This window comes from Rhodococcus sp. IC4_135 (assembly GCF_011602025.1).
Lineage (GTDB): Bacteria > Actinomycetota > Actinomycetes > Mycobacteriales > Mycobacteriaceae > Rhodococcus_F > Rhodococcus_F baikonurensis.
The window spans coordinates 71,492-96,033 of the sequence record NZ_JAAOLG010000013.1 but is presented as its reverse complement, the minus strand read 5'-3'; the positions used below and the strand labels follow the sequence as shown (position 1 = coordinate 96,033).

Sequence of the window (24,542 nt, the reverse complement as noted above, 5' to 3'; positions counted from 1 at the left end):
CGGGAATTCTGCTCAGACGAACGCGACCACACGAGCCGGGGCAGCGCTGGCTCGCGCAAGCTTGATCGGGAAAAACGCCACGTGAAATCCCGAGGGCGGAAGCGCGGCGAGGTTCGACAGCTGCTGAACGATGAATACTTCACGTTCGCGTCCGGCCCGGTGCCCGTCCCAGAGAACCGAGTTGTCGCCGGTGTCGCGAAATTTCTGCGCCATGACTGCAAAGCTCAAGTCCCAGCCGGCAGCGTCGGTGCCCAGCACCTTCGCGCCTTGCTCGGCGAGAAACAGCGTGCCTTCGCGACTCATCCCTGGATACTGAAAGAACCCTGGATCGGCCAAGGTGAAGCTCTCTTGTCCGGTACGGAGCAACACGGCACCACCCTGGGGAACGGACGCACCGTTTTCCGCCAGGGCAGCTTTCAGCGCGTCCACCGAGATCGGCTGATTCGCCTCGCACCGGCCGCGCAAGTCGAGCACCACTGTCTCGCAGAATAATTCATCCAACGCGATGTCTGTGATCGTGCGAGAAGGCTTACCCTCTGAGGTTGATCCGTAGTGCAACGGCGCGTCGACGTGTGTGCCCAGATGGCTGTTGAACTCACTCAACATCTCCGATCCCCACCCCTCACCGTCCGGAAGATCATGAACTCCGCACTGCAGTGCTGCCGCGAACTCGTCGCGTCCGGCACCTGCGGGGTGCGAGTAGGCCACCGAGGGGGCAACGACGGAAGCCAGTGCCTTCAAACCCTCGGGGAGCAGTTCCCGATCGGCCGGATCGAGAGTTCTAGTCAGATCGATGAGTTCCATGTCCGCCCATTTCCGTTAAGTTATTGGACGCTCAGCATAGAACTGGACTATCAACATAGGCAAGAGGGTATCGAGAGAGGAATACGGCCGTCCGATGGCCGGCCTCGTAGCATGAGTGCCGGTGCGCAGGTCTCGGCCCCGACGGGCACGTCGACGTCACCGCGTGCCGGAATTGGCTGCACTCGAGAACGAAAGAAGGCAGGAACACCGAATGGCGTCGACACGCAAGCAGGAGATTTCCGAGGAAACCAGACGGCGACTGGTGAAGGCCGCGGCCGAACTGGCTGCGGAAGGCGGGTCGGCCGCTATGTCCGTACAAGCCGTGGCGGAAAGATCCGGCATCAGCCGAGGGTCTGTGGCCTGGCACTTCGGATCGAAAGACGGGCTTCTACGAGCCGTCGTCGAAGACGCATTCCGGTGGGGCATGGAGAAGTTGCGCGCAGAGTTGGCATCATCCTCGGCGACCGGAATCGAAGCATTGATCGAAGCCAACTTCGTGTTGATGTCGTACCCCGAGGCACGAATTTTCTCGACCATCCTGATCGAAGCCGTGATTCCCGGGTCCACCATCCGCGAGACCTACGCAGAGCAGTACGTCGCAATGCGAACGCTGTACGCGGACTACCTGCGTTCGATCGACACACCGGTCGCCAATCCGGAGTTGGTTGCCGTCACCCTTCTGGCCGGCACTCTCGGGATCAACCTCCAACATCGCCTCGATCCCGACAACGTCGATCGACGTTCGGCGGTAACCGAACTCGAATCGATCTATGCCCGAGCACACGAGAATCCATAGGTGGAACGGAAGTTCAACTTCCCGAACAACTTTCGCCCGCGGCCTGGGGTGGGACCGCATCGAGCCTGGTGCGAATGAACCTGGCAACGTCGCGTAACGCAGCCCGGCTCTCCGGCAAGCCAGGCCACACGGCGGGAAACGCGTGAACCTGACCGTTCCAGATCTGCAGCGAGCATGGCACCCCCGCGGCGGCGAGCCGCTGCGCCATCACCTCCGAATCAACTCTGAGAACCTCGGATTCGGCGGCGATCAGCAACGACGGTGGCAGCGCGGCCAGATCGCCGTCGACAGGTGAGTTCGTCTGTCCGCCAAGCTTTCCGATCGCTATCAATGCCGACACCGGGGCGATGACATCGCGTCGAGCGTTGGCGTGAACCGATTTGGTGGTGCAATCGAGATCGAGGAGCGGCGAGAGTCCGACCAGTCCGGCCGGAACCTCGAGCCCGGCGGAAACAGCTGCAAGCGCCGTCGCGAAAACCAGGAAACCTCCGGCCGAATCACCAACGAAGACAACCTTTTCCGGCAATACTCCCTGTTCGAGGAGCCACCGGTATGCACCCAGACAGTCGTCGACGGACCCACTGATGCTCGTGCTCGGCAACTGCCGATACGCGACGTGCAGGACCGGAAGGCCGGTTCGCTTGGCGATGCCGGCAACCACCGGTCGATGCGTGTTGAGCCCGCAACACATGAACCCGCCGCCGTGCAGGTAGAGAACTACACCGTCGCGCAGATCAGCCGTCGAGCCTGCCGTCCGCACGAGCTCACCGTCGAAACCTGGAAAACGAATCGCTTCCCGATCGATCCCGGAGGGAATGCGTACACCCGCGGCCGAGTCCAGCACTGCGGCGCGGCGCATGGCGCCAGGCGTCAGCGGAGCAATCCCGACCACTGGCCGAAGCATCCATCGACACGCGTTGTAGAGGACTTGCGATTCGATACTCGGCCTGCCGTATCGAGTTCCGGTCCTACGACTGACAGTCGGCAACAGAGACATCTGTCCAGATTAGAAGCGATCAGGCACCGAAGAGGTCGACTTCGTCGAGATCGTCGACGATCGTGACCTTTCGTTTCCGCCCGCCGATGACCTTGCCCAGACCGCGCAGTCCACCGGACTGAGCTTTCGGGGCGGGTTCGATGCGCTGCGGCGCAACTCTCGTCCGCGCTGCGCGCTGTACGGGCTTGGGCGCGGGAGCTGATGGCGGTGCCTCCGGAACGACGGGCGCTGCGGGAACCACAGGGGCCGCGGGTTCGGGAATCTCTGCTGGAACGACCGCTTCCGGCTCCACGAAGCCCTGAGCAACCGGGGCCTCGGGTGCGACCTCAGCCACCTGCTCCACCTGCACCGGTCCGTCGATCAGCGGGATGTCCGACGCCCACCGGATCCGATACTCGAGGCCGCGCGCCGCCAGTTCACGCGCGAGATCCGCGTGCCAGACCCCGTCTTCGCCGTCGCCGTACGCCCGTGCGTCGGAACTGACCCAGATCACGTCGACGCCCGGGTTCCGGTCGGCAAGATCGAGCACGGTCAGCCAGTTCAGGGTCGCCGGATATCCGTCACGTTTCTTCTTGTCGGTGTAGGGCCGACGCAGCGAGATCGCCCTCTCGGCCACCTCGAGATGCGAGACGTCAACTGGATCGACCACTTCGACGCCGATCGCCACGAGGTCTTCGATCACGTCGTCGACATAGCCGTCGGCCTTGTCGTGTGCTGCGTCGACGAATCTCGTGAGGTCGCGCCGCAATCCCAGTCGGTCGTACATACGCGCCTGGACGCTCAGGGCCGCGATCATCTCCGCCGATTCCTCGCGATAGCGACTCGCAACTTCGAGAACGACCAATCGCGGCACGACGACGCGGTGTCCGAGTGCGCGAGCGTCGGCGATGGCGGCGTCGAACCGTGCGCCCCTGGTCAGGGCCGAGGAATCGAGAACGATGATCATGGGCTCGATTCTCTCCCACGAAACCGGACGAATGCGCTAATCCACCCCGAACCGTTACTTGATCTTGAAGATCACTGCCCGCTGAACGATGAAGTTGATGACCGTCGCGGTGCCCTGCGCGATGACGAAGGCCAGCGGTGTCCGCCACCAATGTTCGTCGAAGACATGGACCATCACTTCGTTGAGTCCGACCTGGACCGCAAAAGTGACCGCGTACAGCGCAACAACCGCGATGAAGCGGGCGCGAGAAGGCTCGGCCTTGAACGTCCACCGACGATTGATGAGGTACGCCGTCGTGGTGCCCGCGACGAAGCTCAGCGATTTTGCGGCGACGCGCGGCAATCCCAACGCAAAGAGCAGCACGTACAGCCCGTAGTCCACGACCGCCGACAGCCCACCCGTCGCGACGAACCGGACGATCTGCGTTTTCAGGTCCATCGCGTCGTCAGCGATGTCCGTCGTGACAGGAATCTCGACGGGCAGCGGGACGTGGGGTTCGTGCTGGTGACTTGCAGGTGTTTCGGGCACGACGACGAGAGTAACCACTCGAGTCGGAGCCGTCGGCACTACTCCCAGGTAACCTCTACCTTGATGTCCACGACAGCAGAAGAGACGCCGAAGCCGGCTCTCCACACCCAAGCCCGCACCCTCACCGGTTGGGGACGCACCGCCGCCACCACCGCACAGGTGCTGTCCACCCCCGACGTGGAAGTGATCGCGAACGCGGTCGCCCAGGTTGCGGAACAGAACGATTCCAAGCCCTCGCATCTGCGACGCGGCGTCATCGCGCGCGGCCTCGGCCGCTCGTACGGCGACCCGGCGCAGAACGCCGGCGGGCTGGTCGTCGACATGAATGCACTCAGCCGCATTCATCGCATCGATCGCGACACCGCTCTGGTGGACGTCGACGCCGGCGTGAATCTGGACCAGCTGATGAAGGCTGCTCTGCCGTTCGGCCTGTGGGTTCCGGTCCTGCCGGGTACTCGCCAGGTCACGATCGGCGGCGCCATCGGCTCGGATATCCACGGCAAGAACCACCACAGCGCGGGCAGCTTCGGCAACCACGTCGTGTCGTTGGATCTGCTGACGGCCGACGGCAAGGTTCGCACTCTCACCCCCAAGGGCGGGCGCAACGATCCCAAGGCCGCGCTGTTCTGGGCCACGATCGGCGGCATGGGCCTGACGGGCATCATCCTGCGCGCCACCATCAAGATGACACCGACCGAGACGGCGTACTTCATTGCCGACGGCGACGTCACCAACAGCCTCGACGAGACCATCGCGCTGCACAGCGACGGCAGCGAGGCCAACTACGAGTACTCGAGCGCCTGGTTCGACGCGATTTCCGCGCCCCCGAAGCTCGGTCGTGCGGCAGTCTCGCGCGGATCGTTGGCGAAGCTCGATCAGCTTCCGGCCAAACTGCAGAAGAACCCGCTCGCATTCGATGCACCGCAGTTGCTGACGTTCCCCGACGTCTTCCCGAACGGGCTGGCCAACAAGTTCAACTTCACCGCGATCGGTGAGGTCTGGTTCCGCAAGTCCGGCAAGTATCGCGGCAAGGTCCAGAATCTGACGCAGTTCTACCACCCCCTCGACATGTTCGGTGAGTGGAACCGCGCGTACGGATCCAACGGATTCCTGCAGTACCAGTTCGTGGTTCCGCCCGAGGCCGTCGACGAGTTCAAGAAGATCATCGTCGACATCCAGCGCAGCGGGCACTACTCGTTCCTCAACGTGTTCAAACTGTTCGGCGAGGGCAACCAGGCGCCGCTGAGCTTCCCGATCCCGGGCTGGAACATCTGCGTCGACTTCCGTATCAAGCCGGGCCTGAACGAGTTCGTCACCGAACTCGACAAGCGTGTCCTCGAATTCGGTGGACGCCTCTACACGGCCAAGGATTCGCGAACGTCCGCGGAAACCTTCCACGCCATGTACCCGCGCATCGACGAGTGGATCGCGACGCGCCGCAAGTACGACCCCACAGGCGTTTTCGCCTCCGATATGTCCAGAAGGCTGGAACTGTGATCAACGCTGTAGGTAACCCGCAAACCGTTTTGCTTCTCGGTGGAACCTCCGAGATCGGCCTCGCCATCTGTGAGGAATACCTGAAGAAGGCGCCGCTCCGCGTCATTCTGGCGGCTCTTCCCGGCGACCCGGGACGCGAAGCTGCGGTCAAGCAGCTCGAAGCGAAGGGCGCCACCTCGGTGGAGCTCATCGACTTCGACGCCGTTGATTTCGAATCGCACCCGAAGGTCATCGACCAGGCGTTCTCCAACGGGGACGTCGACGTCGCCATCGTCGCCTTCGCGCTGGACGGTGACTCCGAAGAGCTGTGGCAGAACCAGCGCAAGGCCGTTCTGGTGGCAAACGTCAACTACACCGCGTCCGTCTCGGTCGGCGTTCTTCTCGGCGAGAAGATGAAGGCTCAGGGCTTCGGCAAGATCATCGCGATGTCGTCGGTTGCCGGCGAGCGCGTCAAGCGTGCCAACTTCGTCTACGGCTCCACCAAGGCGGGCCTTGACGGCTTCTACCTCGGACTCGGCGAGGCTCTCGCGGAATTCGGACCGCAGGTAACCGTCGTTCGCCCCGGCATGGTGCGCACCCAGTTCAGCGCCCACGTCAAGGAAGCTCCGCTGACGGTCAACAAGGACATCGTCGCGAAGCTCGCTGTTGCCGCCTCGGACAAGGGCAAGGAAATCGTCTGGACTCCCGGCCCGTGGCGCTTCGTCATGATGGGTCTTCGCCACGTGCCGCGCCCGATCTTCCGGAAGTTGCCGGTTTAAGCTCCTCCCGTGCCAGAAACAACAACTGCTCCGAGTACAGACCTTTCGACCCCGTCGCCGTGGCGTAATGCCGCGGCGACGGTGGTGGAAATGGTCCTCGGAGCGCTGGTCGCCGCTGTTGTAGCCGCTGTCGGGCTCTTTGCTTTCGGCCGAGTGCAGTGGCCGGCGTTCACGTCGTCCAACGTCACGCAGGCGGTCACGACGGTCCTGCAGGTGCTCTGCATCGCGGTGATCGGAATCGCGGTTCTGATGTTCCGCGCCCGCAAAGCCGAGCGGGTCGCGAAGCTCCTCTCGTGGGCAGGGCTCTCCGGCTTCGTCACCACGACGCTCGGTCTTCCCCTCGCGGCGACAAGTCTGTATCTGCACGGCGTCTCCGTCGATCAGCAGTTTCGCACCGAATACCTGACCCGATTGACGGATTCTGCTGCGCTGCAGGACATGACGTACGTGGATCTGCCGCCGTTCTACCCGGCCGGCTGGTTCTGGATCGGTGGACGCGTCGCGAACCTACTGGGCATGGACGGCTGGGAAGCCTTCAAGCCATATGCGATCGGTTCCCTGGCAGTCGTCGCCGTCGTCGCACTCGTGTTGTGGACCAAGCTGATTCGACGCGATTGGGCCGTCGTCGCAGCACTGGCCGTCACTGCCGTCGTGTTGGCGTACAACTCTCCCGAGGCGTACGGCGCCGTCATCAACCTCCTGATCCCGCCGGTGCTGATCCTGGCGTGGGGGGCTCTCGATCGCCCGGGTGCCTCTCGATTTGCCGGAGCCGGCGCAATTCTCGGAACGGGCCTGTTCCTCGGTTTCGCCGCAACCGTCTACACGCTGTACCTCGGATTCGCCGCATTCGCCGTGACTCTGATGGCCGTCGTTGCCGCAGTACTTGCCGCACGCGCCCAGAACACGTGGAAAGCCGCGCTTGGCCCCCTCGTCAGGCTCGCTGTCATCGCCGTGATCTCCGGACTGGTCGCTCTGACCGTGTGGACTCCGTACCTGTTGAAGGCACTCTCCGGTGCCACCGCAGAATCCGGCACGGCAATGCATTACCTCCCCGATTCCGGTGCGGTGCTGCCCTTCCCGATGCTGAGTTTCTCGCTCGTCGGCGGCCTGTGCCTACTCGGCACGGTCTGGCTGATTTCGCGGTTCCTGTTCTCCCGCCGCGCCCGAGCACTCGGTATCGGTGTCATTGCCGTCTATCTGTGGGCGCTGCTGTCCATGACGTTCACCGTTGCCGGCAGCACGCTCCTCGGATTCCGGCTGGAGCCAGTGCTGATCGGACTGCTTGCCGCCGCCGGTGTGTTCGGTTTCTTCGAGTTCGCCGGCTGGATCGTCCTGGCCACCAGCGAAAATCCCCGCGTCAAAGCGGTACTGGTTGCACTCGGTGTCATCGGAGCCATCGCCTTCGCGCAGAACATCCCGCAGGTGCTGGCACCGGATATCGCTGTGGCATACAGCGATACCGACGGCAACGGTGAGCGCGGCGACAAGAGGCCACCCGGGGCCGAAGCCAATTACGCCGACATCGACCGGATCATCCGCAAGCAGTTGGGACGCGAACCCCACGACACGGTGGTGCTCACTGCCGACATCGGCTTCCTGAGCTTCTACCCGTACTTCGGCTTCCAAGGATTGACGTCGCACTACGCGAACCCGCTCGCCGACTTCCGCGCCCGCGCCGCGCTGATCGAGCAGTGGTCGGAACTGAAGACCCCTGACGAACTGATAGCTGCACTGGACTCGGCGCCGTGGCGCAGCCCCGACGCCTTAGTCTTCCGCCAGGGCGCCGACGGGTACACCCTGCGGTTGGCAGAGGACGTCTATCCCAACGACCCGAACGTCCGCCGCTACACGGTCACGTTCCCCAAGGAACTGTTCGACGATCCGCGATTCACGGTCACAGAGCAGGGCCCGTTTGTGGTCGTTACCCGCTCTGACGCGATCTAACCAGGAGATACGTCACAAAAGGCTTACCGCCGGGGTCGTTGACGCGACCCCGGCGCACCCCTAACTTCATACCGTGACCCGAACCGATGCCCGAGCGGCAATGATCGATGCAGCCGAGCGTCTGGTTGCCGAACGAGGTCTGGCCGCTCTGACGCTTCGAGATGTTCAGACCGAAGCCGGGCAGGCCAACAAGTCGGCTGCGCAGTATCACTTCGGTTCACGCGAGGGTTTGCTGGCGGCGGTCGTCGAGTCCAGAATGCGACCTGCCGGCGACCGTCGGCGTGACTTGCTCGATGCATTGGACCTGGAGTCGGATCCGTCCACGATGCGTGCTCTCGTCGAGGCTCTGGTCCTGCCGTTGGCGGAACAGACCATCTACCGTGAGGGCACTTTGTACGCACGGTTCCTGGTGCAGTCGATCTTCGACCCGGCCATGTCGTCGACCATCCGCGATCACATGCAGGCCGAGAGCTTCCGCGAAGTCCAGCGACGGATCGTCGCTGCGTCCTCGTTGCCGGCAGAAATCGCCGAGCTTCGGGCGGGAACTCTGACCGTGCTCGCCGTCGTCACTTTTGCCACCTGGGAGGGCCGCGTCGACAGCCGAGAACGTGCTCACGTCATCGTGGCCGACCTGATCGAAAGTTGCCTCGGAGCACTCTCGGCCCCGGCTGCGCAAATCTGACACGCCACCCGGCGAGTTTGTTTCCGAAACTGCCGGGGTACTCAGCCCCTCCAAGCGCAGTCGAGCAAACGGCCGCATCAACCACCGGCGGGGTAGGTGATGACAGTGAGCGAACTCGTTGCGCAAAGCCGCGAGCTTGTACCGCATCGTGCAGTTCTCGATTCCGCAGAGCATGTTCTGGTCATTGCACGTGGCAAACCGTTCGGGCGCGAGCAGGCCTTTCACGAAGTGTTGAGTGTCGCGATTCGCAACCGCATCGAAGTCCTCACTCTGGCAAGGGCTCTCATCGACGTGTCCGAGTCTCGCGACTACCGCGCGATCCCGACCGACACCGCGCACACCGTTGCGGTGCTCGAATGGGGCGAACTGCTCGAGATCCCGACCGAACACCACGAGAAGTCCAGAGCCGAATCGGCTGGGGACGTCGATGAATCGAGCGAACCCGACGACCCGGTCGAACCCGAGTATCTGGTCGAGACCGACGTGGGCGGGCGCGTGGTCTTTGTCGCCCTCGCGTTCACGATCGGCGGGATAGTCGGATTCTTCGCGCACGACTGGGCACTCCTGCTTCTGATCACCGCCGTGTACCTCGTGTGGATCGCGGCACGACTGGTCGCGAAGCTCGTGAGTGTTTCCCGCAGCGCTCATTGGGCGGACGCGGAGCCTATTCGTGGCACCGCGTCAACCACTCACAGCGCGGAACGCTCCCACCACCACGCTGTTGCAGCGTGACGGCGGGAGCGCCGGTACTGCACTACAACCGTTGCGGCACACCGTAAGTAACTACGGTATCGCCATTCGAGGTGACAGCCTTCGCGTACGGCCTGATGGTCACCGGCCCGATTGCTCCCTGAACGTATCCGTGAACTCCGGAAAGCCGAACGGCCGCTTCGGGACCGTCGAATTCCTGATCTTCGAGCAGCGCGACGTCGGTGATACCGCCCGGCGCCAGATCGACGTCCAGTTCCTGTGAAGGAATGATGTCGCCGCCGATGGCGAACCCGTTCGAAATGTCCAGGCCCAGTTCGAAGTCCGGAACCAGACCGATACCGAGGTTGGTTCCACTCTCGACAGCCCAGTCGAGACCGGGGCTGTTGAGAACGACCGTCGCGCCGGTCAACGCGATCGGATAGCCGATCTGATAACCGATCGTCAGCTTCGTGCCGGTGAAACTTGCTGCGTCCGGCCCGTCGATCTTCACGCCGGCAACCCCGTCGTGGAAGAACTCGACGCTCAGCGGTGAGCTGTCGAGAGGCGGAAAGACGTGGATAGCGGTATCAGCCTGGTAGACCTCTATCCGATTTCCTTTGACGTCGGTGATCGAACTGGTGTTGTCGACGCCTGCCGACGCCGTCCCACCCCCCAGGACAACGGCCAACAGGGCCACTGCCCCCACTGCGCTACTGCGAACTGCTGTCTTCGACATGCACAAGCACCATCCCATCCGGTATAGGCCCCGGACGTAGGTTCCAACTCTTCGTCGAGGATGGGATTCGTCGGGGCTGCCTGAACAAACGCGAGCAAGATCCTTGTTGCGATACCCCGGTCACGAACCCGTCAAACGATGCACGAAAACATTACTTTCCGGACAAGTCGGTCGGACCGGTTTGTCCCGCTGGCTACGCCCGCTCGCGGACGCGAACCGTTTTGTTCGTTACTCTGACAGTGGAAGTTATCGAATCGAGACCTAAATAGGCCACCCCGAACTTCTGAGAACTGCGACTTCAGGGATGGGCGCCAGAACCGAAAGGCACCGACTGCATGACCGAGACCTTGCCCGACGTCCAACTGCTCGAAGAAGCACGTCCAGGGCGGGTCCGTTCAGCAGTGCGGCGCTCGGTCGTCCAGCGTGGGCGTCTTGTGGACCTCGCGATCATGGCGACGTTCACCGTTGCGGCGATCTACGTGATGTCGAACCTGTGGAGCGATCTTCAGTCCGGCTACCTCTTCAACGCAGGACGCGATCAGGCGATGTGGGAATGGTTCTTCGCCGACACCGCCCACGCGCTCGCCCAGTTCCGCAGCCCGCTGTTCAGTGACCTGCAGAATTACCCGCTCGGTGTGAACCTGATGGCCAACACCGCGATGTTCGGCATCAGCATCCCGCTGGCCCCGATCACGCTGATCTTCGGACCGACGGCCACGTATGCGATCGGGCTGACCGCCGGCCTCGGCGGCACTGCCATCGCTTGGTACTGGGCATTCTCGCGGCACGTACTGACCGGTGTCTCCGTCCGCTCCAAGATCGCCGCCGCCGTCGGAGCGGGGTTCTGCGGATTCGCGCCCGCCATGATCTCGCACGCCAACGGTCATCCGAACTTCGTCGCTTTCTTCGTACTCCCCTTCATCTTCTTGCAGGTAGTACGCATTTCGAACGGCAAGCGTCCGGTTCGCGACGGAATCGTTCTCGGCCTACTCGTCGCGTGGCAGATCTTCCTCGGCGAAGAGCCGCTCCTCATCTTCACGATGTCAGCCATGGTGTTCGGCGCCGCATACGCCCTGCCCGACCTGGCCAAGTCCCGCCAGGCGATCAAGCGCGCGATGCCCGGCCTCGTGATCGGCGGCGCAGTCACACTCCTGATCACCGCGGTGCCGCTGTGGTCGCAGTTCTTCGGCCCGGCGAGCTACGACGGCGTCTCACACGGTCAGGCCGGCAACGACACCGCTGCACTCACCACGTTCCCGACCGAATCGGTCGCGGGCGATCCCGAGGGCGCGGAGTTCCGGATGAACCCGACCGAGGAGAACGCATACTTCGGCTGGCCGTTGGTGCTCCTGCTTCTCGGTGCAACGGTGTGGTTGTGGCGCATCCGCCTGACCCGCGCTGCGGCCGCAGTGATCGTCGTCATGGGTGTGCTCTCACTCGGGTCAGAACTGACCATCGACGGTGACAAGACCGGCATCACCCTGCCGTGGAAACTCCTCGCCGACTTGCCGTTGTTCGAATCGGTGCTCGAATCCCGATTCGCCATGGGCGCGATTCCGGCGATCGGACTGCTGCTCACCCTCGGCACCTACCGCGCTTTCGTCGAACTTCGTGGACCGCGCCGCACGGCAGCCGGTGTCTGGCTGGTGGCGCTCGCCGTCGCGATGATTCCCCTCATCCCGACGCCCATCGACGCCGATCAGCGATCTGCGACCCCAGAATTCATCACCAGCGGCTCGTGGGAGAACTACGTCAGCGACGGCACCTTGGTGACGGTCCCCGTCGCGAGCGCCGAAGACGCCCGCGCACTGAGCTGGCAGGTCGACGCCGACTTCGGCTTCCCCATCGCCGGCGGGTACTTCGTCGGCCCGGATTCGAAGACCCGCGCCGGAATCTACGGCGCCGAGTCCCGGCCCACCTCGACCCTGCTGGTCAATGCCAAACAAACCGGCAAGGTTCCGTTGATCGACGTGGGCACCAGAGCCAACGCGCTGACCGACCTACGGTACTGGCACGCCGACGTCCTGGTGCTTCCCCGATTCTCCGGCGACGACGCCCTGCGCCACACGGTCGACGAGCTGGTCGGCTTCGACGCCAAGCGCGTCGACGACGTGTGGGTGTGGGACGTACGAGACCTCGTGAGCGGCAAGACCTCGAACCAGAGCTAGCCAACTGCAGGGTTGATCAGCGGGTCATGATCACCGGACCGTCTTCGGTGATCGCGACCGTGTGCTCACTGTGCGCAGCCCTGGCGCCCGAAACGGTACGGAGGGTCCACCCGTCGGCGTCGTGCCGGTAGTCGTCGGTTCCGTCGGCGATGAGCATCGGTTCGATGGCGATGACCAGGCCGGGCCGTAGCCGGAAGCCTTTGCCTGCTCGACCTTCGTTGGGCACGTCCGGCCCTTCGTGCATCTCGCGGCCGATGCCGTGCCCACCGTGATCGGCCAGCATGCCGTACCCGCGTCCGCGCGCGTACTGTCCGATCGCGGCACCGATGTCGCCCAATCGGTTTCCGGGCTGAGCGGCGGCAATGCCACGGGCAAGTGCCTCGTCGGTCGCGTCGATCAGTGCCTGATCCTCATTGCTCCCCTTCCCGACGGTGAAGCTGATGGCGGAGTCACCACACCAACCGTCGAGTCTCGCACCGCAGTCGATGCTGACCAGATCACCGTCACGGAGTCGGTACCCATTCGGGATACCGTGCACCACGGCATCGTTCACACTCGCACAAATGGCGCCGGGGAACGGTGTCGGTGCCGTTGCCGGCCGGTAGTTCAAGAACAGCGCCGAGGCACCGGCTGCCGAGATAACCTCCACGGCAACGGCGTCCAGTTCGAGCAACGTCACCCCGACGTTCGCCGCCGCACGCGCCGCAGCCAGAGCCTGCGCCGTGATTCTTCCCGCCGCCGTCATCGCCTCGATTTCGCCTGCGGTCTTGATTTCGACCATCTCGAACACCTTCCTTGTCGAATAACTATACCGGTATTACTATAAGCACATGGTGCGCGTGCCGCTGACGGCGGAAGAACTCGAACGAGGACTACGACTGGGTGAACTGCTTCGATCAGCGCGGGGGGACCGAAGCATGGTTCAAGTAGCGCTCGACGCCGGGATCTCGGTCGAAACTCTGCGCAAGATCGAAACCGGACGCATCGCGACACCCGCCTTCTTCACCATCAGCGCGGTCGCGGAAGTGTTGGGTATTTCACTCGACACCATCGCCCGAACACTTGAAACACCACAATCCGAACAGGAAGTTGCATCCTGAGTAGTTCTCTCAGGATGTGCGGGCCCGCACTCGCCTAACATCGTTCCTTGTGCCGTCTGAAGTAGTAGTGCCCCCGAAACCCGTGCCCACTGGCCCCGACGCTCCCCGAGAATCGGATTCCCAGAGAGTCCGGACGGCACGACTCATCGCGATAGTCACCGGCCTTCTGGGCTTGCTACTTGCACTCGCGACGCCCTTCCTGCCCGTCAAGCAAGAAGCCGCGAGCATCGACTGGCCGCAGGGTGGGACCGTCAACAGCGTCTCGTCGCCGCTGATCTCCTACTCGCCCACATCGCTGGACATCAGCATCCCGTGTTCGACCTTCGGCCAATTGGGCGAGCGCGGCGGCACACTGCTCTCGACCATGCCGAACGGTGCTCCGGACCGAAACGCTCGCGGCCTCACCGTCCGCACCACGGCCGACCGCCTCGAAGCACTCACCCGCGATTCGGTGCTGATCTCGGCCCCGCTCGATCAACTGAGCGGATGCACCGCGCTCACCATCACGACCAACTCCGAGCAGACCGTCGCGGCCGTCACCGGAATCGACGGCGTCGGCGCCCCCTTGACCGGCGACTACCGCCCACAGGTGGTCGGCATCTTCACCGACCTGCAGGGCGCAGCGCCCGCCGGACTGTCCGCCCACATGGACGTCGACTCCCGGTTCTCGTCCAGCCCCACACTTCTCAAACTGTTCGCGATGATCGTCGCGGCACTCTCGACCATCGTCTCGCTGTACGCACTGCACCGGATCGACGGCGTCGACGGCCGTCGTGCGCGGCGGTTCCTACCGGCACGGTGGTGGAAGTTCACCGGCATCGACGCCCTGGTTATCGGCACGCTGGCGCTCTGGCATGTGTTCGGCGCCAACACTTCCGACGACGGCTACCTGCTCGGCATGGCCAGAGTCTCGGAGCACTCCGGGTACATGGCGAACTACTTCCGTTGGTTCGGGGTCCCCGAAGCCCCCTTCGGTTGGTATTACGACGTGCTGGCGCTGTTCGCGAAGGTCAGCACCGCGAGCATGTGGATGCGCCTGCCCGCGTTGATCGCCGGCATTCTGTGCTGGATGGTGATCAGCCGCGAGGTGATACCGCGACTCGGTGTTGCGGTGCGCCGCAACAAGGTTGCCATCTGGACCGGCGGGCTCGTGTTCCTCGCCTTCTGGTTGCCGTACAACAACGGCCTGCGTCCCGAGCCCATCATCGCCCTCGGCGCTCTGCTGACGTGGTGCTCCATCGAACGCGCCATCGCCACCGGACGTCTGTTGCCCGCCGCGATGGCGGTGCTGATCGCCGCATTCTCGTTGGCCGCCGGGCCTTCGGGCCTGATCGCGATCGGCGCGTTGATCGCCGGCGCCCGGCCGATCCTGCAGATCCTGATCGCCCGCGGCAAGCGCGTCGGCTTCCTGTCCCAGATCATGCCGATCCTCGCGGCCGGAACCGTGGTGCTCGTCGCCGTCTTCGCAGATCAAACCCTCGCGACAGTTCTCGAATCCACCAGGGTGCGAACCGCCGTCGGGCCGAACGTTCCGTGGTTCGAGGAACGGTTGCGGTGGGACGCACTGATGACCATCTCCCCCGACGGTTCACTGGCGCGCCGCTTCGGCATGTTCGTCATGATCGTCGGACTCGTCTTCTGCGTGATGATGATTTTGCGCAAGGGCCGGATCCCCGGCACCGCGATCGGACCGTCGCGCCGAATCCTCGGCATCGTGTTCGCATCGCTGCTCCTGATGCAGTTCACCCCGACGAAGTGGACTCACCACTTCGGCGTGTACGCCGGGCTGGCCGCCACGGTCGCCGTGCTCGCTGCCGTCGGTGTGAGTGCGTCGAGCATGCGTTCCAAACGAAACCGCGCGCTGTTCGCCGCTGGCATCCTGTTCATACTCGCTGTGGCGTTCACGAGTTCCAACGGCTGGTGGTACGTCTCGAGTTACGGCGTCCCGTGGTGGGACAAGCCGCCGTCAATCGCCGGCAAGGGATTCTCGACGGCCTTCCTCGGTCTCACCATCCTCGCGCTGCTGCTGGCAGCCTGGTACCACGTCATGGAGCCGCGCGAGCGAAACGGCACAGAAGACGGCGTCGAGAAGACGGACAGCGTCGAGACGACAAGGCGCCTTCGCCTCCTCGCCCCGTCACCGTTGACCATCGCAGCGGGAGCTGTCGTGCTCTTCGAGGTGCTGTCCCTACTCAAGGGAGCAGTCGCGCAGTACCCGGCGTATTCGATCGGCAAGTCCAACATCGAATCGGTCTTCGGTGGCAGCTGCGGTCTCGCAGGCGAGGTACTCGTCGAGTCCGATCCGAACGCCGGCGTTCTGCAATTGGTCGACAGGCCCACCGATCTCGCCGGCGCCGGTGCATTCGGCGCGAGCGAATCGACCGGATTCTCCCCGGACGGGGTCGCAGGCGATCTCACGGCCGATGCCGAAGACTCGACGGCAGGTAGTGCAAACAGCCTCGACACGACCACATCTCAGTCCGGCACCACCACCACGCCCGGAACCGGATCCGGAACTGCCGGCGGCTCGCAGTCCACGGCGGGCGTCAACGGCAGCAACGTCGCGCTCCCGTTCGGGCTCGATCCCGCAAAGACGCCGGTGCTCGGCAGCTACGGAGCACCCCAGAACGCGTCGCTGACCACCGGTTGGTACTCACTACCCGAGCGCAACGACGCCGCACCGCTCCTCACCGTCGCGGCGGCGGGACGTATTCGCTACGTCAATTCCGACGGCATCGTCACCCCCGGCGCGGTACTGCAGGTCGAGTACGGCAAGAAGCAGGCCGACGGAAGCGTCGACGCGCTGGGACGAGTCGATCCGATCGACATCGGCCCGTCGCCGTCGTGGCGCAACCTGCGCGTTCCGATGGATCAGCTGCCCGCCGACGCCGACACCGTGCGTCTGGTGGCCAGTGACACCGACATCAGTGCGGACCAGTGGCTGGCGGTCACACCGCCGCGAGTGCCGACGATGCGCACGCTGCAGGACGTCGTCGGATCCACCGATCCGGTCCTGATGGACTGGGCCGTCGGTCTGGCCTTCCCGTGCCAACGTCCGGTCGATCATCTGTACGGCGTCGCCGAGATCCCCGAGTGGCGCATCCTGCCCGACCGCATCGGCGCAGAGTCCACCAACGCCTGGCAGGACCACTACGGTGGCGGACCACTCGGTTGGACCAGCGAACTGCTCTCGGCCAGAGCGTTGCCCACCTATCTGGACAACGACTGGGATCGGGACTGGGGTTCGCTCGAGCAGTACACACCGCTCGATTCGGACGCGGTTCCCGCGCAGATGAACGTCACCACCGAGACCCGGTCGGGCACCTGGACACCGGGCCCGATTCGTTACCAGTCGTAACTGTTACGCGTGGACCTACCAACCACCCGGGCACGGTAGGTCCACGCTCAGCCCTGACATACCATCGGTAGCCGTGCCCGACGCCGTGACAGCTTCACCTCAGACTTCGAGTTCGCCGCCTCCTGCTGGTCAGGATGCCCGCGAGCGTTTCCATCGCACTCGATGGGTCGCGATCATCGCCGGCTTGCTCGGCTTCGTGCTCGCACTGGCAACTCCGTTGCTTCCTGTCGTGCAGACGACGGCCACGGTCAACTGGCCACAGAACGGCGTGATCGGCGACGTCGAGGCACCTCTGATGGCGCAGGTTCCCATCGACGTCAACGCGTCGATCCCCTGCACCGCGGTCAGCTCGCTCCCCGACGGTGGCGGCATTCTCATGTCGACAGCGCCTGCTCAGGGCGACGGCGCCGCACTCTCCTCGATGTTCGTCCGCGTGTCCGCGACCAGCGTCGACGTGCTCGATCGCAACGTCGTGGTCGCTTCGGCGGCGCGCGAGGACGTCGAGTCGAGTCGCTGCGGAGCCATCGTGTTCAGCTCGGACGTCAATCGGACCGCCGCCGAGTTCGTCGGACTGACCTATCCCGACGGCAACCCAATTCGTGGCCAGCTCGACGGCGACTTCCGCCCGCAGGTGGTCGGCGTCTTCAGCGATCTGCCCGACGGCGCTGCCCCCGACGGCCTCGGCTTCTCGATGACGATCGACTCACGATTCTCGTCGAGCCCCAGCGTCCTGAAGCTGGTCGCGATGATCGTGGCCGTCCTCTCGACCATCGTCGCGCTCATCGCCCTGGCCCGCCTCGACGGCACCGACGGCCGCAAGCACCGACGCTTCCTGCCTGCACGCTGGTGGAAGTTCTCCGGCATCGACGGAGTTGTGGTCGGCACACTGGTCGTCTGGCACTTCATCGGCGCGAACACCGCCGACGACGGTTATCTCCTCACCATGGCCCGAGTCTCGCCGGACGCGGGATACATGGCCAACTACTTCCGTTGGTTCGGCGTTCCCGAGGCTCCGTTCGGTTGGTACTACGAAGTGCTGGCCGTGATGGCGAAGATCTCGACCGCGAGCCCGTTCATGCGCCTGCCCGCTCTGCTCGCCGGAATCCTCTGCTGGATGGTCATCAGCCGCGAGGTCGTCCCGCGTCTCGGCCGGGCGGTTCGCCGGAGCAACGTCGCCCTGTGGACCGGCGGGCTGGTGTTCCTGTCCTTCTGGCTGGCATACAACAACGGTCTTCGCCCCGAGCCCATCGTGGCTCTCGGCGCACTGCTCACCTGGTGCTCCATCGAGCGCGCCATCGCCACCGGACGCCTGCTTCCCGCGGCCACCGCAATCTTGATCGGTGCCTTCACTCTTGCCGCCGCGCCCACCGGATTGATGTGTATCGCAGCTCTTCTCGCCGGTGTGCGCCCATTGGTGCGCATCGTCGTCAAGCGTCACCGACTGGTCGGCACACTGCCGCTTCTCGCTCCGATCGCCGCTGCCGGAACCATCGTGCTGGTGGTCATCTTCGCCGATCAGACCTTTGCCGGCGTCATGGAAGCCACGCGCGTCCGAACGATCATCGGCCCCAATCTCGAGTGGTACCAGGACTTCCTGCGCTACTACTACCTCTTCGTCCAGACCGTCGACGGCTCGGTTGCCCGACGCTTCGCGTTCTTGACGATGATCCTGTGCCTCTTCACGACGCTCTTCGTGTTGTTGCGCCGCGGCCGCGTCCCCGGCGCGGCAACCGGTCCGTCGTGGCGCCTGGTCGGCGTCGTCTTCGGCACGATGTTCCTGATGATGTTCAACCCCACCAAGTGGACTCACCACTTCGGTGCGTACGCGGGCATCGCCGGTTCTCTCGCCGCGCTGACCGCCGTCGCCGTGTCCGCGTCGGCCCTGCGCTCACGTCGTAACCGATCGGTGTTCGTGGCCGGACTGCTCCTGATGCTGGCGTTGACGTTCGCCGGTATCAACGGCTACTGGTACGTCTCGAGTTACGGCGTGCCGTGGTTCGACAAGACCATCTCCTACGACGGCCGTGAATCCAACACACTGTTCCTCGCGCTCTTTGCTCTCGCCTTGGCCTTTGCCGCCTGGCAGTATCTGCGTGAGGGATTTGCAGCTCCGCCCGAGAAGCCGAACACAGCCAAGGGCAGACGAATTCGCAAGTTCGCGGCCGCTCCGCTCACCGTGATCGCCGGTCTGATGGTCCTGTTCGAGGTGCTCTCGCTGCTCAAGGGAGCGGTGTCGCAGTACCCGGCGTACTCGCTGGGCCGAAGCAACATCGAGGCACTCGCGGGCAAGACCTGCGGCATGGCCGAGGACGTTCTGGTCGAGACCGACGTCAATTCCGGGAATCTACGGCCGCTCACCGCTCCCGGATTCAACGCCGAGGATCCGTTGTCCGGAGTTGATTCGAAGGGCTTCTCCCCCAATGGGGTTCCGAGCGATCTGACTGCGGATTACATCGAAGTCAAGCAGGGCATGGGCAATACCGACACCCAGAGTGTCGGCCCCAGCTTCGCCACCGGTTCCGGCGCCGGAACCAGCGGCGGCACCGGCAACATCGGCGTCAACGGCAGCACGGCCAAACTCCCCTTCGGTCTCGATCCGTCGAAGACGCCGGTCATGGGCAGCTACCAGCCCGGCGTGCAGGAACCTGCTTCCCTCATCTCGAGTTGGTACGGATTGCCCACTCGCAGTGAAGAATCACCGCTGGTGGTCATGTCCGTGGCGGGCCGCGTGTGGTCCGTCGACAACACCGGTGCGATCACGTACGGCCAGTCGCTGCTGGTCGAGTACGGAAAAACTCAGCCCGACGGAACCGTGCAGGTCCAGGGTTCGTACATGCCGCGGGACATCGGGCCCGCGCCGTCGTGGCGCAACGTCCGCATCCCCATCGACGAACTCGCGCCGGACGCCGACGCCGTTCGAGTGGTCGCGTTCGATCCCAACCTCACAGGCGATCAGTGGATGGCATTCACGCCGCCGCGCGTGCCGAAGCTCGAGTCCCTGAACTCGTACATCGGCAACGAGCAGCCGGTCCTCCTGGACTGGGCTGTCGGCCTTCAGTTCCCGTGCCAACGTCCGTTCACACATCAGAACGGTGTGGCCGAGATGCCGAACTTCCGCATCCTCCCGGACCGTCCCCTGGCCGTCAGCTCCACCGACACCTGGCAGTCCGCGGACAACGGTGGCCCACTCGGATTCACCGAGGTCCTCGCCGGTGCGACGACGGTTCCGACGTACCTGAAGGACGACTGGGCGCGGGACTGGGGATCACTCGAGCGGTACGACCGGTACTTCCCGAATGCTGTTCCGGCAGAGGTGGAGACGGGCACGGCAACCCGCTCGGGCATGTGGATGCCCGGCGAGATGCGGGTGCACTAGCCTGCGCTGCCTACTCGGGTGACTGCTCGGGTGCGACGTACGGAGACGGCCGAGACCGCTCCGACAACGACGACGCACCCGAGTAGTTGCCCAAGGCCTGGCCGTTCGCCGAGCAGCACAACCGCCAGCAGTACCGCGAGCACCGGTTGCATGAGCAGGAGCGTCGCGCCCACCTCGGCGGGAAGCCGAGGGAGCGAGTGTCCCATCAGCATCCAGCCGAACACCTGGCCCACCAGCGCCAGTGCCGCGAGCCAGCCGAACGCTTCCCAACCCGGGACGAAATCGATCCGGCCCCACAGTGATCCGATCACGGAGCCGGCGATGCCCGCGGACGTCGTCGAGATCAACACCTGGCTCGCTGCCCGATCCGCCTCGCCCGTCCGGCCGACCACGAAGATGTAGCCGCCGTAGGCGATTCCGGAGACGAGCGAGAGCGCCGTTCCCCACAGGAGTTCGTCGCCAGTGCCCCCGCCCCCGAACACGCCGCCCGCCAAGGCGATTCCCGTGAACATGAACGGCAGGGCAAAGACGAAGCGCATCGGAACCTTGTTGCCGAACACCAACCAGGACAGTGTGGGCACCACGATCACCTGCACGTTCACGACGACGCTCGCCATACCCGCGCCGATCATGAGAATCGACTGCGACCACAACGCGAAATCCAGTCCGAGCAGCAGACCACCCAGCACCTGCAGAACGACTGCCCGCCTGCTCGGCTTGCCCACCCGGCGGTACTCCCGCCACGCCAACCACAACAGCGGCGGCAAAGCCAGGAAGCAACGGAAGAAGACTGCCGTCGAAGGCCCGGCATCGGCCAGCTTGATGAGGAGCGAACTGATCGAGATCGCAGCTGCGCCTCCCACGACAAGCAGTCGAGGGTCGATGCGCCCCCGAGGAGTTCGGGTGGGTGTCGGTGTCTGCGCAGTCGCGGAGGTCAGAGTAGTCACTCGACAATGTTCCTGCCGCTAACTATTCAGCACAAGCAAATGTTCAGACCGTATATTCAGTAGTATTACTACCGTGTTGAATCTCGAAAGACTTCGCGCCCTGCACGCTGTCGCCGAGAACGGATCAGTGGCGGCAGCCGCCCGCACCTTGCATGTCACACCGTCCGGCATTTCGCAGCAGTTGAACAAACTCGAGCGCGAGGTCGGTGTTCCGCTCCTCGAACCACAGGGCCGCGGTGTGCGACTCACCGAAGCGGGCCGGATCCTCGCGCGCCGAACCGCAGAGGTTCTCTCGACGCTTGCTCAGGCCGAGGCGGAAATCGCGTCGCTGCAGAGCGAAGTGACGGGCCGCGTCCGTATCGGCGCCCTGGTCTCCCCCAGCAGGACGGTGCTGCCGCGAGCCATCGCCGAGATCAGGCACGCACACCCCCAGCTCGAAATCACCTTCAACGAAGGCGAATCCGAAGAACTGCTCCCCGCACTGATTCGCCGCGACCTCGACGTCGTGGTGGTAGACAGCTGGAGCACTCTGCCCGTCGAACTTCCCGACGGACTCTCCTTCACACCCGTGTACGACGACGTGGCGCTACTTGCACTCCCGGCATCACATCCGCTGGCGGAGAACAAGGTTGTCGCACTGAGCGAGCTGTCCGAGCATGCCTGGGCGACGTGGACGCGGGGAACGGATTTTCACACCTTCACCGTCAGGACCCTGCGTGCGCAGGGGTTCGACCCTCGAATCGAGTACGAGGTCGCCGAGTTTCCCACCCAGGTCGAATTCGTCGCTCAGGGTCTCGCCGTCGCTTTGATCCCGCGACTGGCGAGAGTTGTACCGCCGGAAGGTGTTCGAATGCTCGACACTGTTCCGCCGTTGGGGCGCGACATCTACCTCGCCTGGCGGACCGACAGCGAGAGGCCTGCCGTCCTGGCGGCGATAGAAGCGCTACGCCGCCAGTTCGACCTTCTGGGATGAACCTCAGTGATCGCTTCGCCAACCCGTTCCGTCGAATGACGGACACCGTCGGCCAACAGCATGATGTTTGAGGGCTAACCGACCGATACCCTTTGTCATACATGCCTTTTAGGCTCGAGGGTATCCACCCCTTCGAGTACCAGGAGCATCATGATCGATCTGACCGGCAAAGTTGCACTCGTAACGGGGGGCTCTTCGGGTATCGGCAGGGCTATCGCTGAAACACTGTCGGCGGCGGGTGCCCGAATCGTGGTCGCCGATCTTTCCGAACAACCGCGAGAGGGTGGACCCACGACTACGGAGTTGCTCGAATCGCGTGGAGGAGTGTCCGAGCACGTCCACCTCGACGTCTCGGACAGCAGAGAAGTGACAACCGTTTTCACCGAGACCTCTCAGCGACACAACGGAATAGACATACTCGTGAATAACGCCGGCATTCTCGTCGCCGGGACTGTCCTCGAAACCGACGACGATCTGTGGCGTCGACAGATGTCGATCAATGTTGACGGCACGTTCTATTGCACCAGGGAGATGATCCGACAGCTTCGCGCAATCAATCGGGGTGGAAAGATCGTGAACATCAGTTCCATCAGCGGGTTTCGAGGAAACCCCGGCTTCGCGGCCTACTGCGCCTCGAAGGGCGCGATCGTCAACTTCACACGACAGGTAGCGCTCGACTACGCACCTTACGGCATCAACGTCAACGCAGTAGCTCCCGGATTCGTAACGACTGCGATGACGGATTCATACGACCAACCAACACGCGAGATATTGACCGGCCAAACCCCGAGGGGGCAGTGGGCCACTCCGAAAGATATTGCAAACGCTACCTTGTTCCTGGCATCCGATCTCTCCGATCATGTTGTCGGAGAGAATATCCTGGTCGACGGAGGTTGGACCATCGGCACTCCGACGGGCGGACAGTAGCAAAATCGTCGGGCGGTCTCGGTGTCGAGCGACGCCGAGACCGCTTCGTTGTCACCGCAGCGGCAGGACAATGCCCTCAGCAGTCGCGATTCCCGCCGCCGCCACTCGTGAGTGGCAGTCGAGTTTGTCGAGTATGCGTTCGACATGTGTTGCAACAGTGCGATGACTCGCATGTAATTCTCTGCCTATTTCGGCGTTACTGAGCCCGCGGGCGAGATACGTGAGTACCTCGAGTTCCCGAGCCGTCAGATTCCGGGGCGCCTTTTCGTGACGGAGCGTCACCAGCGATCCAGCAGCTACGGGTGTGACGGACATACGCATCGTATGTCCGTCGGGCGAAACCCAATAGAGACTTCGAGGGCCGCCGAGGGAAACTGCAATACGCATTTGTTGGTACAGCGCACCATCCTCGTGGAGATGTTCTCCACGCGCCGTGCCCTCAACATCGGACACCGATCCTTCGTCGGTCAAGAATGCAGCCTCTTCCGAACCATCGACCAACAGTTCCCAACTGTCCCCATCGTTTGCCCGCAAACCGTCGGTCAGCGTCGCGATGAGGGGCTGAACAGCGATCAAACAGTCTACGGCCGCGTCACTCAATGGAACCGGAAATGTTGTGCTCAGGTGAAGTGAGCCTGTATATCGACCGTCCCGTGTGAACAGACAAGTCGTGACTCCTTCGTAGAAACCGGAAGGTTGAAAGACCTCTCGCGCACTGAAGTTGTCAGCGTAATTCGGAATATCGCACCAGCGCAGCGGCCGCGAACGTCGAAATCGCATAGCGAGAAAGGCGGGGTCGTCGACGGTGAACCCCTGATTGAGATACGAACTCACTTCTCCCGGGTATTCGGATGCTGCAACGGTGAAGTGACGCTGCCTTCCCATGTCGTAACTCGCGATCGATGCGGCCTCGAACGGTATCTCCTCGTTCAGCCGATCCATGACTGCCGATGCTCTCTGGCCGACAGGTGCATTTTCTAAGCATATCGACGCGATGTCCGCCACAGTGGCGAGCGTGTGATGAGTGAGCGCCATGTCGCCATCCTCACTTCGATCGATGCGCGCCACATGGCGACAATCGACCAGTCGGTTTCTCGTGCACGATCCCTGTCGAAAGTTGAAGCGCATCAAGACTTTTCCAGGGATTCATCCGAAGATTCATCGGCTGATAGCACCGTAGAATACCGCGGAACCACGCTTTTCGGGTGACAATGACCGCTTTGCCGAGACAGTGGGCTGCCTCCCCGGGCGGCCATCAACAGATCGCTCGCAGTCGGCCGGAGCCGCTGCCCGAGGATTCCGCGAAACGGACTCC

General features: G+C 63.6%; 20 protein-coding genes. 12 read left to right on the top strand and 8 right to left on the bottom strand.

Annotated elements, in window-relative coordinates; all coding sequences use genetic code 11:
* Window positions 1–12: 12 nt before the first annotated feature.
* Complete coding sequence (locus G8767_RS22065) at window positions 13–804, bottom strand: cyclase family protein (protein ID WP_124566829.1); 792 nt, start codon at window positions 802–804, stop codon at window positions 13–15.
* Window positions 805–1,015: 211 nt separating this feature from the next.
* On the opposite strand from G8767_RS22065, the gene G8767_RS22060 reads away from it, so the two are divergent.
* Window positions 1,016–1,600 carry a TetR/AcrR family transcriptional regulator gene (locus G8767_RS22060; RefSeq protein WP_143538629.1) on the top strand — a complete coding sequence of 195 codons (585 nt, stop codon included), beginning with the start codon at window positions 1,016–1,018 and terminating at the stop codon, window positions 1,598–1,600.
* Window positions 1,601–1,613: 13 nt separating this feature from the next.
* Here the strand turns inward: G8767_RS22060 and G8767_RS22055 are convergent, their stop codons facing one another.
* The 3 genes from G8767_RS22055 to G8767_RS22045 are packed head-to-tail and all read right to left on the bottom strand — an operon-like array spanning window position 1,614 to window position 4,071.
* A complete protein-coding gene (locus tag G8767_RS22055) occupies window positions 1,614–2,597 on the bottom strand; it encodes an alpha/beta hydrolase (protein WP_166811769.1) in 984 nt (327 codons plus the stop codon).
* A gap of 19 nt (window positions 2,598–2,616) precedes the next feature.
* Window positions 2,617–3,543 carry a PIN domain-containing protein gene (locus G8767_RS22050; protein WP_166811767.1) on the bottom strand — a complete coding sequence of 309 codons (927 nt, stop codon included), beginning with the start codon at window positions 3,541–3,543 and terminating at the stop codon, window positions 2,617–2,619.
* Window positions 3,544–3,597: 54 nt separating this feature from the next.
* On the bottom strand, window positions 3,598–4,071 hold the full coding sequence (locus tag G8767_RS22045; RefSeq protein ID WP_269590777.1) for a GtrA family protein: 474 nt from the start codon (window positions 4,069–4,071) through the stop codon (window positions 3,598–3,600).
* A gap of 63 nt (window positions 4,072–4,134) precedes the next feature.
* Here G8767_RS22045 and G8767_RS22040 point away from each other — a divergent pair, with 63 nt between their 5' ends.
* From G8767_RS22040 to G8767_RS22020, 5 genes are all read left to right on the top strand, one after another.
* The gene (locus G8767_RS22040; protein ID WP_124566833.1) at window positions 4,135–5,568 is read left to right on the top strand and encodes an FAD-binding oxidoreductase; all 1,434 of its coding nucleotides are present in this window, start codon (window positions 4,135–4,137) and stop codon (window positions 5,566–5,568) included.
* Window positions 5,565–6,326, top strand: a complete 762-nt coding sequence (locus tag G8767_RS22035; protein ID WP_019746424.1) for a decaprenylphospho-beta-D-erythro-pentofuranosid-2-ulose 2-reductase — start codon at window positions 5,565–5,567, stop codon at window positions 6,324–6,326. The genes G8767_RS22040 and G8767_RS22035 overlap by 4 nt, the downstream gene beginning before the upstream one ends.
* Before the next feature lie 90 nt (window positions 6,327–6,416).
* Complete coding sequence (locus tag G8767_RS22030) at window positions 6,417–8,270, top strand: galactan 5-O-arabinofuranosyltransferase (RefSeq protein WP_166811816.1); 1,854 nt, start codon at window positions 6,417–6,419, stop codon at window positions 8,268–8,270.
* 73 nt (window positions 8,271–8,343) lie between these two features.
* On the top strand, window positions 8,344–8,952 hold the full coding sequence (locus tag G8767_RS22025; RefSeq protein ID WP_166811765.1) for a TetR/AcrR family transcriptional regulator: 609 nt from the start codon (window positions 8,344–8,346) through the stop codon (window positions 8,950–8,952).
* Window positions 8,953–9,051: 99 nt separating this feature from the next.
* Window positions 9,052–9,684 (top strand): hypothetical protein, encoded by a 633-nt coding sequence (locus tag G8767_RS22020; protein WP_206029639.1) that lies wholly within the window; start codon window positions 9,052–9,054, stop codon window positions 9,682–9,684.
* Window positions 9,685–9,706: 22 nt separating this feature from the next.
* On the opposite strand, the gene G8767_RS22015 is transcribed toward G8767_RS22020, so the two are convergent.
* Entirely contained in the window at window positions 9,707–10,378 is a 672-nt protein-coding gene (locus G8767_RS22015; protein WP_020968119.1) for an MspA family porin, read from the bottom strand.
* A gap of 335 nt (window positions 10,379–10,713) precedes the next feature.
* Here G8767_RS22015 and G8767_RS22010 point away from each other — a divergent pair, with 335 nt between their 5' ends.
* A complete protein-coding gene (locus G8767_RS22010) occupies window positions 10,714–12,546 on the top strand; it encodes a glycosyl transferase (protein ID WP_019746419.1) in 1,833 nt (610 codons plus the stop codon).
* Window positions 12,547–12,562: 16 nt separating this feature from the next.
* On the opposite strand, the gene map is transcribed toward G8767_RS22010, so the two are convergent.
* Entirely contained in the window at window positions 12,563–13,327 is a 765-nt protein-coding gene (gene map / locus G8767_RS22005; protein WP_166811763.1) for a type I methionyl aminopeptidase, read from the bottom strand.
* A 49-nt stretch (window positions 13,328–13,376) separates the two neighbouring features.
* Here map and G8767_RS22000 point away from each other — a divergent pair, with 49 nt between their 5' ends.
* The 3 genes from G8767_RS22000 to G8767_RS21990 all read left to right on the top strand — a co-directional run bounded on the left by G8767_RS22000 (window position 13,377) and on the right by G8767_RS21990 (window position 20,380).
* Window positions 13,377–13,646, top strand: coding sequence for a helix-turn-helix transcriptional regulator (locus G8767_RS22000; RefSeq protein ID WP_003943854.1), 270 nt, complete (start codon window positions 13,377–13,379; stop codon window positions 13,644–13,646).
* A gap of 82 nt (window positions 13,647–13,728) precedes the next feature.
* On the top strand, window positions 13,729–17,004 hold the full coding sequence (locus G8767_RS21995) for an arabinosyltransferase domain-containing protein (protein ID WP_166811814.1): 3,276 nt from the start codon (window positions 13,729–13,731) through the stop codon (window positions 17,002–17,004).
* A gap of 73 nt (window positions 17,005–17,077) precedes the next feature.
* On the top strand, window positions 17,078–20,380 hold the full coding sequence (locus tag G8767_RS21990) for an arabinosyltransferase domain-containing protein (RefSeq protein WP_166811761.1): 3,303 nt from the start codon (window positions 17,078–17,080) through the stop codon (window positions 20,378–20,380).
* Here the strand turns inward: G8767_RS21990 and G8767_RS21985 are convergent.
* On the bottom strand, window positions 20,377–21,327 hold the full coding sequence (locus tag G8767_RS21985; RefSeq protein WP_166811759.1) for a DMT family transporter: 951 nt from the start codon (window positions 21,325–21,327) through the stop codon (window positions 20,377–20,379). The genes G8767_RS21990 and G8767_RS21985 overlap by 4 nt on opposite strands.
* Before the next feature lie 73 nt (window positions 21,328–21,400).
* On the opposite strand from G8767_RS21985, the gene G8767_RS21980 reads away from it, so the two are divergent.
* Entirely contained in the window at window positions 21,401–22,300 is a 900-nt protein-coding gene (locus tag G8767_RS21980; RefSeq protein ID WP_003943909.1) for a LysR family transcriptional regulator, read from the top strand.
* Window positions 22,301–22,450: 150 nt separating this feature from the next.
* Window positions 22,451–23,227, top strand: coding sequence for a 3-oxoacyl-ACP reductase family protein (locus G8767_RS21975; RefSeq protein WP_124566839.1), 777 nt, complete (start codon window positions 22,451–22,453; stop codon window positions 23,225–23,227).
* A 51-nt stretch (window positions 23,228–23,278) separates the two neighbouring features.
* Here G8767_RS21975 and G8767_RS36375 read toward each other — a convergent pair whose 3' ends face one another.
* Complete coding sequence (locus tag G8767_RS36375; protein WP_166811757.1) at window positions 23,279–24,262, bottom strand: response regulator transcription factor; 984 nt, start codon at window positions 24,260–24,262, stop codon at window positions 23,279–23,281.
* Window positions 24,263–24,542: the final 280 nt, after the last annotated feature.

What these genes read in the sequence shown, in the direction of transcription:
- G8767_RS22065 (WP_124566829.1), bottom strand. Translation starts at nt 804, where the DNA reads ATGGAACTCATCGATCTGACTAGAACTCTCGATCCGGCCGATCGGGAA.
- G8767_RS22060 (WP_143538629.1), top strand. Translation starts at nt 1,016, where the DNA reads ATGGCGTCGACACGCAAGCAGGAGATTTCCGAGGAAACCAGACGGCGA.
- G8767_RS22055 (WP_166811769.1), bottom strand. Translation starts at nt 2,597, where the DNA reads ATGTCTCTGTTGCCGACTGTCAGTCGTAGGACCGGAACTCGATACGGC.
- G8767_RS22050 (WP_166811767.1), bottom strand. Translation starts at nt 3,543, where the DNA reads ATGATCATCGTTCTCGATTCCTCGGCCCTGACCAGGGGCGCACGGTTC.
- G8767_RS22040 (WP_124566833.1), top strand. Translation starts at nt 4,135, where the DNA reads ATGTCCACGACAGCAGAAGAGACGCCGAAGCCGGCTCTCCACACCCAA.
- G8767_RS22030 (WP_166811816.1), top strand. Translation starts at nt 6,417, where the DNA reads ATGGTCCTCGGAGCGCTGGTCGCCGCTGTTGTAGCCGCTGTCGGGCTC.
- G8767_RS22020 (WP_206029639.1), top strand. Translation starts at nt 9,052, where the DNA reads ATGACAGTGAGCGAACTCGTTGCGCAAAGCCGCGAGCTTGTACCGCAT.
- G8767_RS22015 (WP_020968119.1), bottom strand. Translation starts at nt 10,378, where the DNA reads ATGTCGAAGACAGCAGTTCGCAGTAGCGCAGTGGGGGCAGTGGCCCTG.
- G8767_RS22010 (WP_019746419.1), top strand. Translation starts at nt 10,714, where the DNA reads ATGACCGAGACCTTGCCCGACGTCCAACTGCTCGAAGAAGCACGTCCA.
- map (WP_166811763.1), bottom strand. Translation starts at nt 13,327, where the DNA reads ATGGTCGAAATCAAGACCGCAGGCGAAATCGAGGCGATGACGGCGGCG.
- G8767_RS22000 (WP_003943854.1), top strand. Translation starts at nt 13,377, where the DNA reads ATGGTGCGCGTGCCGCTGACGGCGGAAGAACTCGAACGAGGACTACGA.
- G8767_RS21975 (WP_124566839.1), top strand. Translation starts at nt 22,451, where the DNA reads ATGATCGATCTGACCGGCAAAGTTGCACTCGTAACGGGGGGCTCTTCG.
- G8767_RS36375 (WP_166811757.1), bottom strand. Translation starts at nt 24,262, where the DNA reads ATGGCGCTCACTCATCACACGCTCGCCACTGTGGCGGACATCGCGTCG.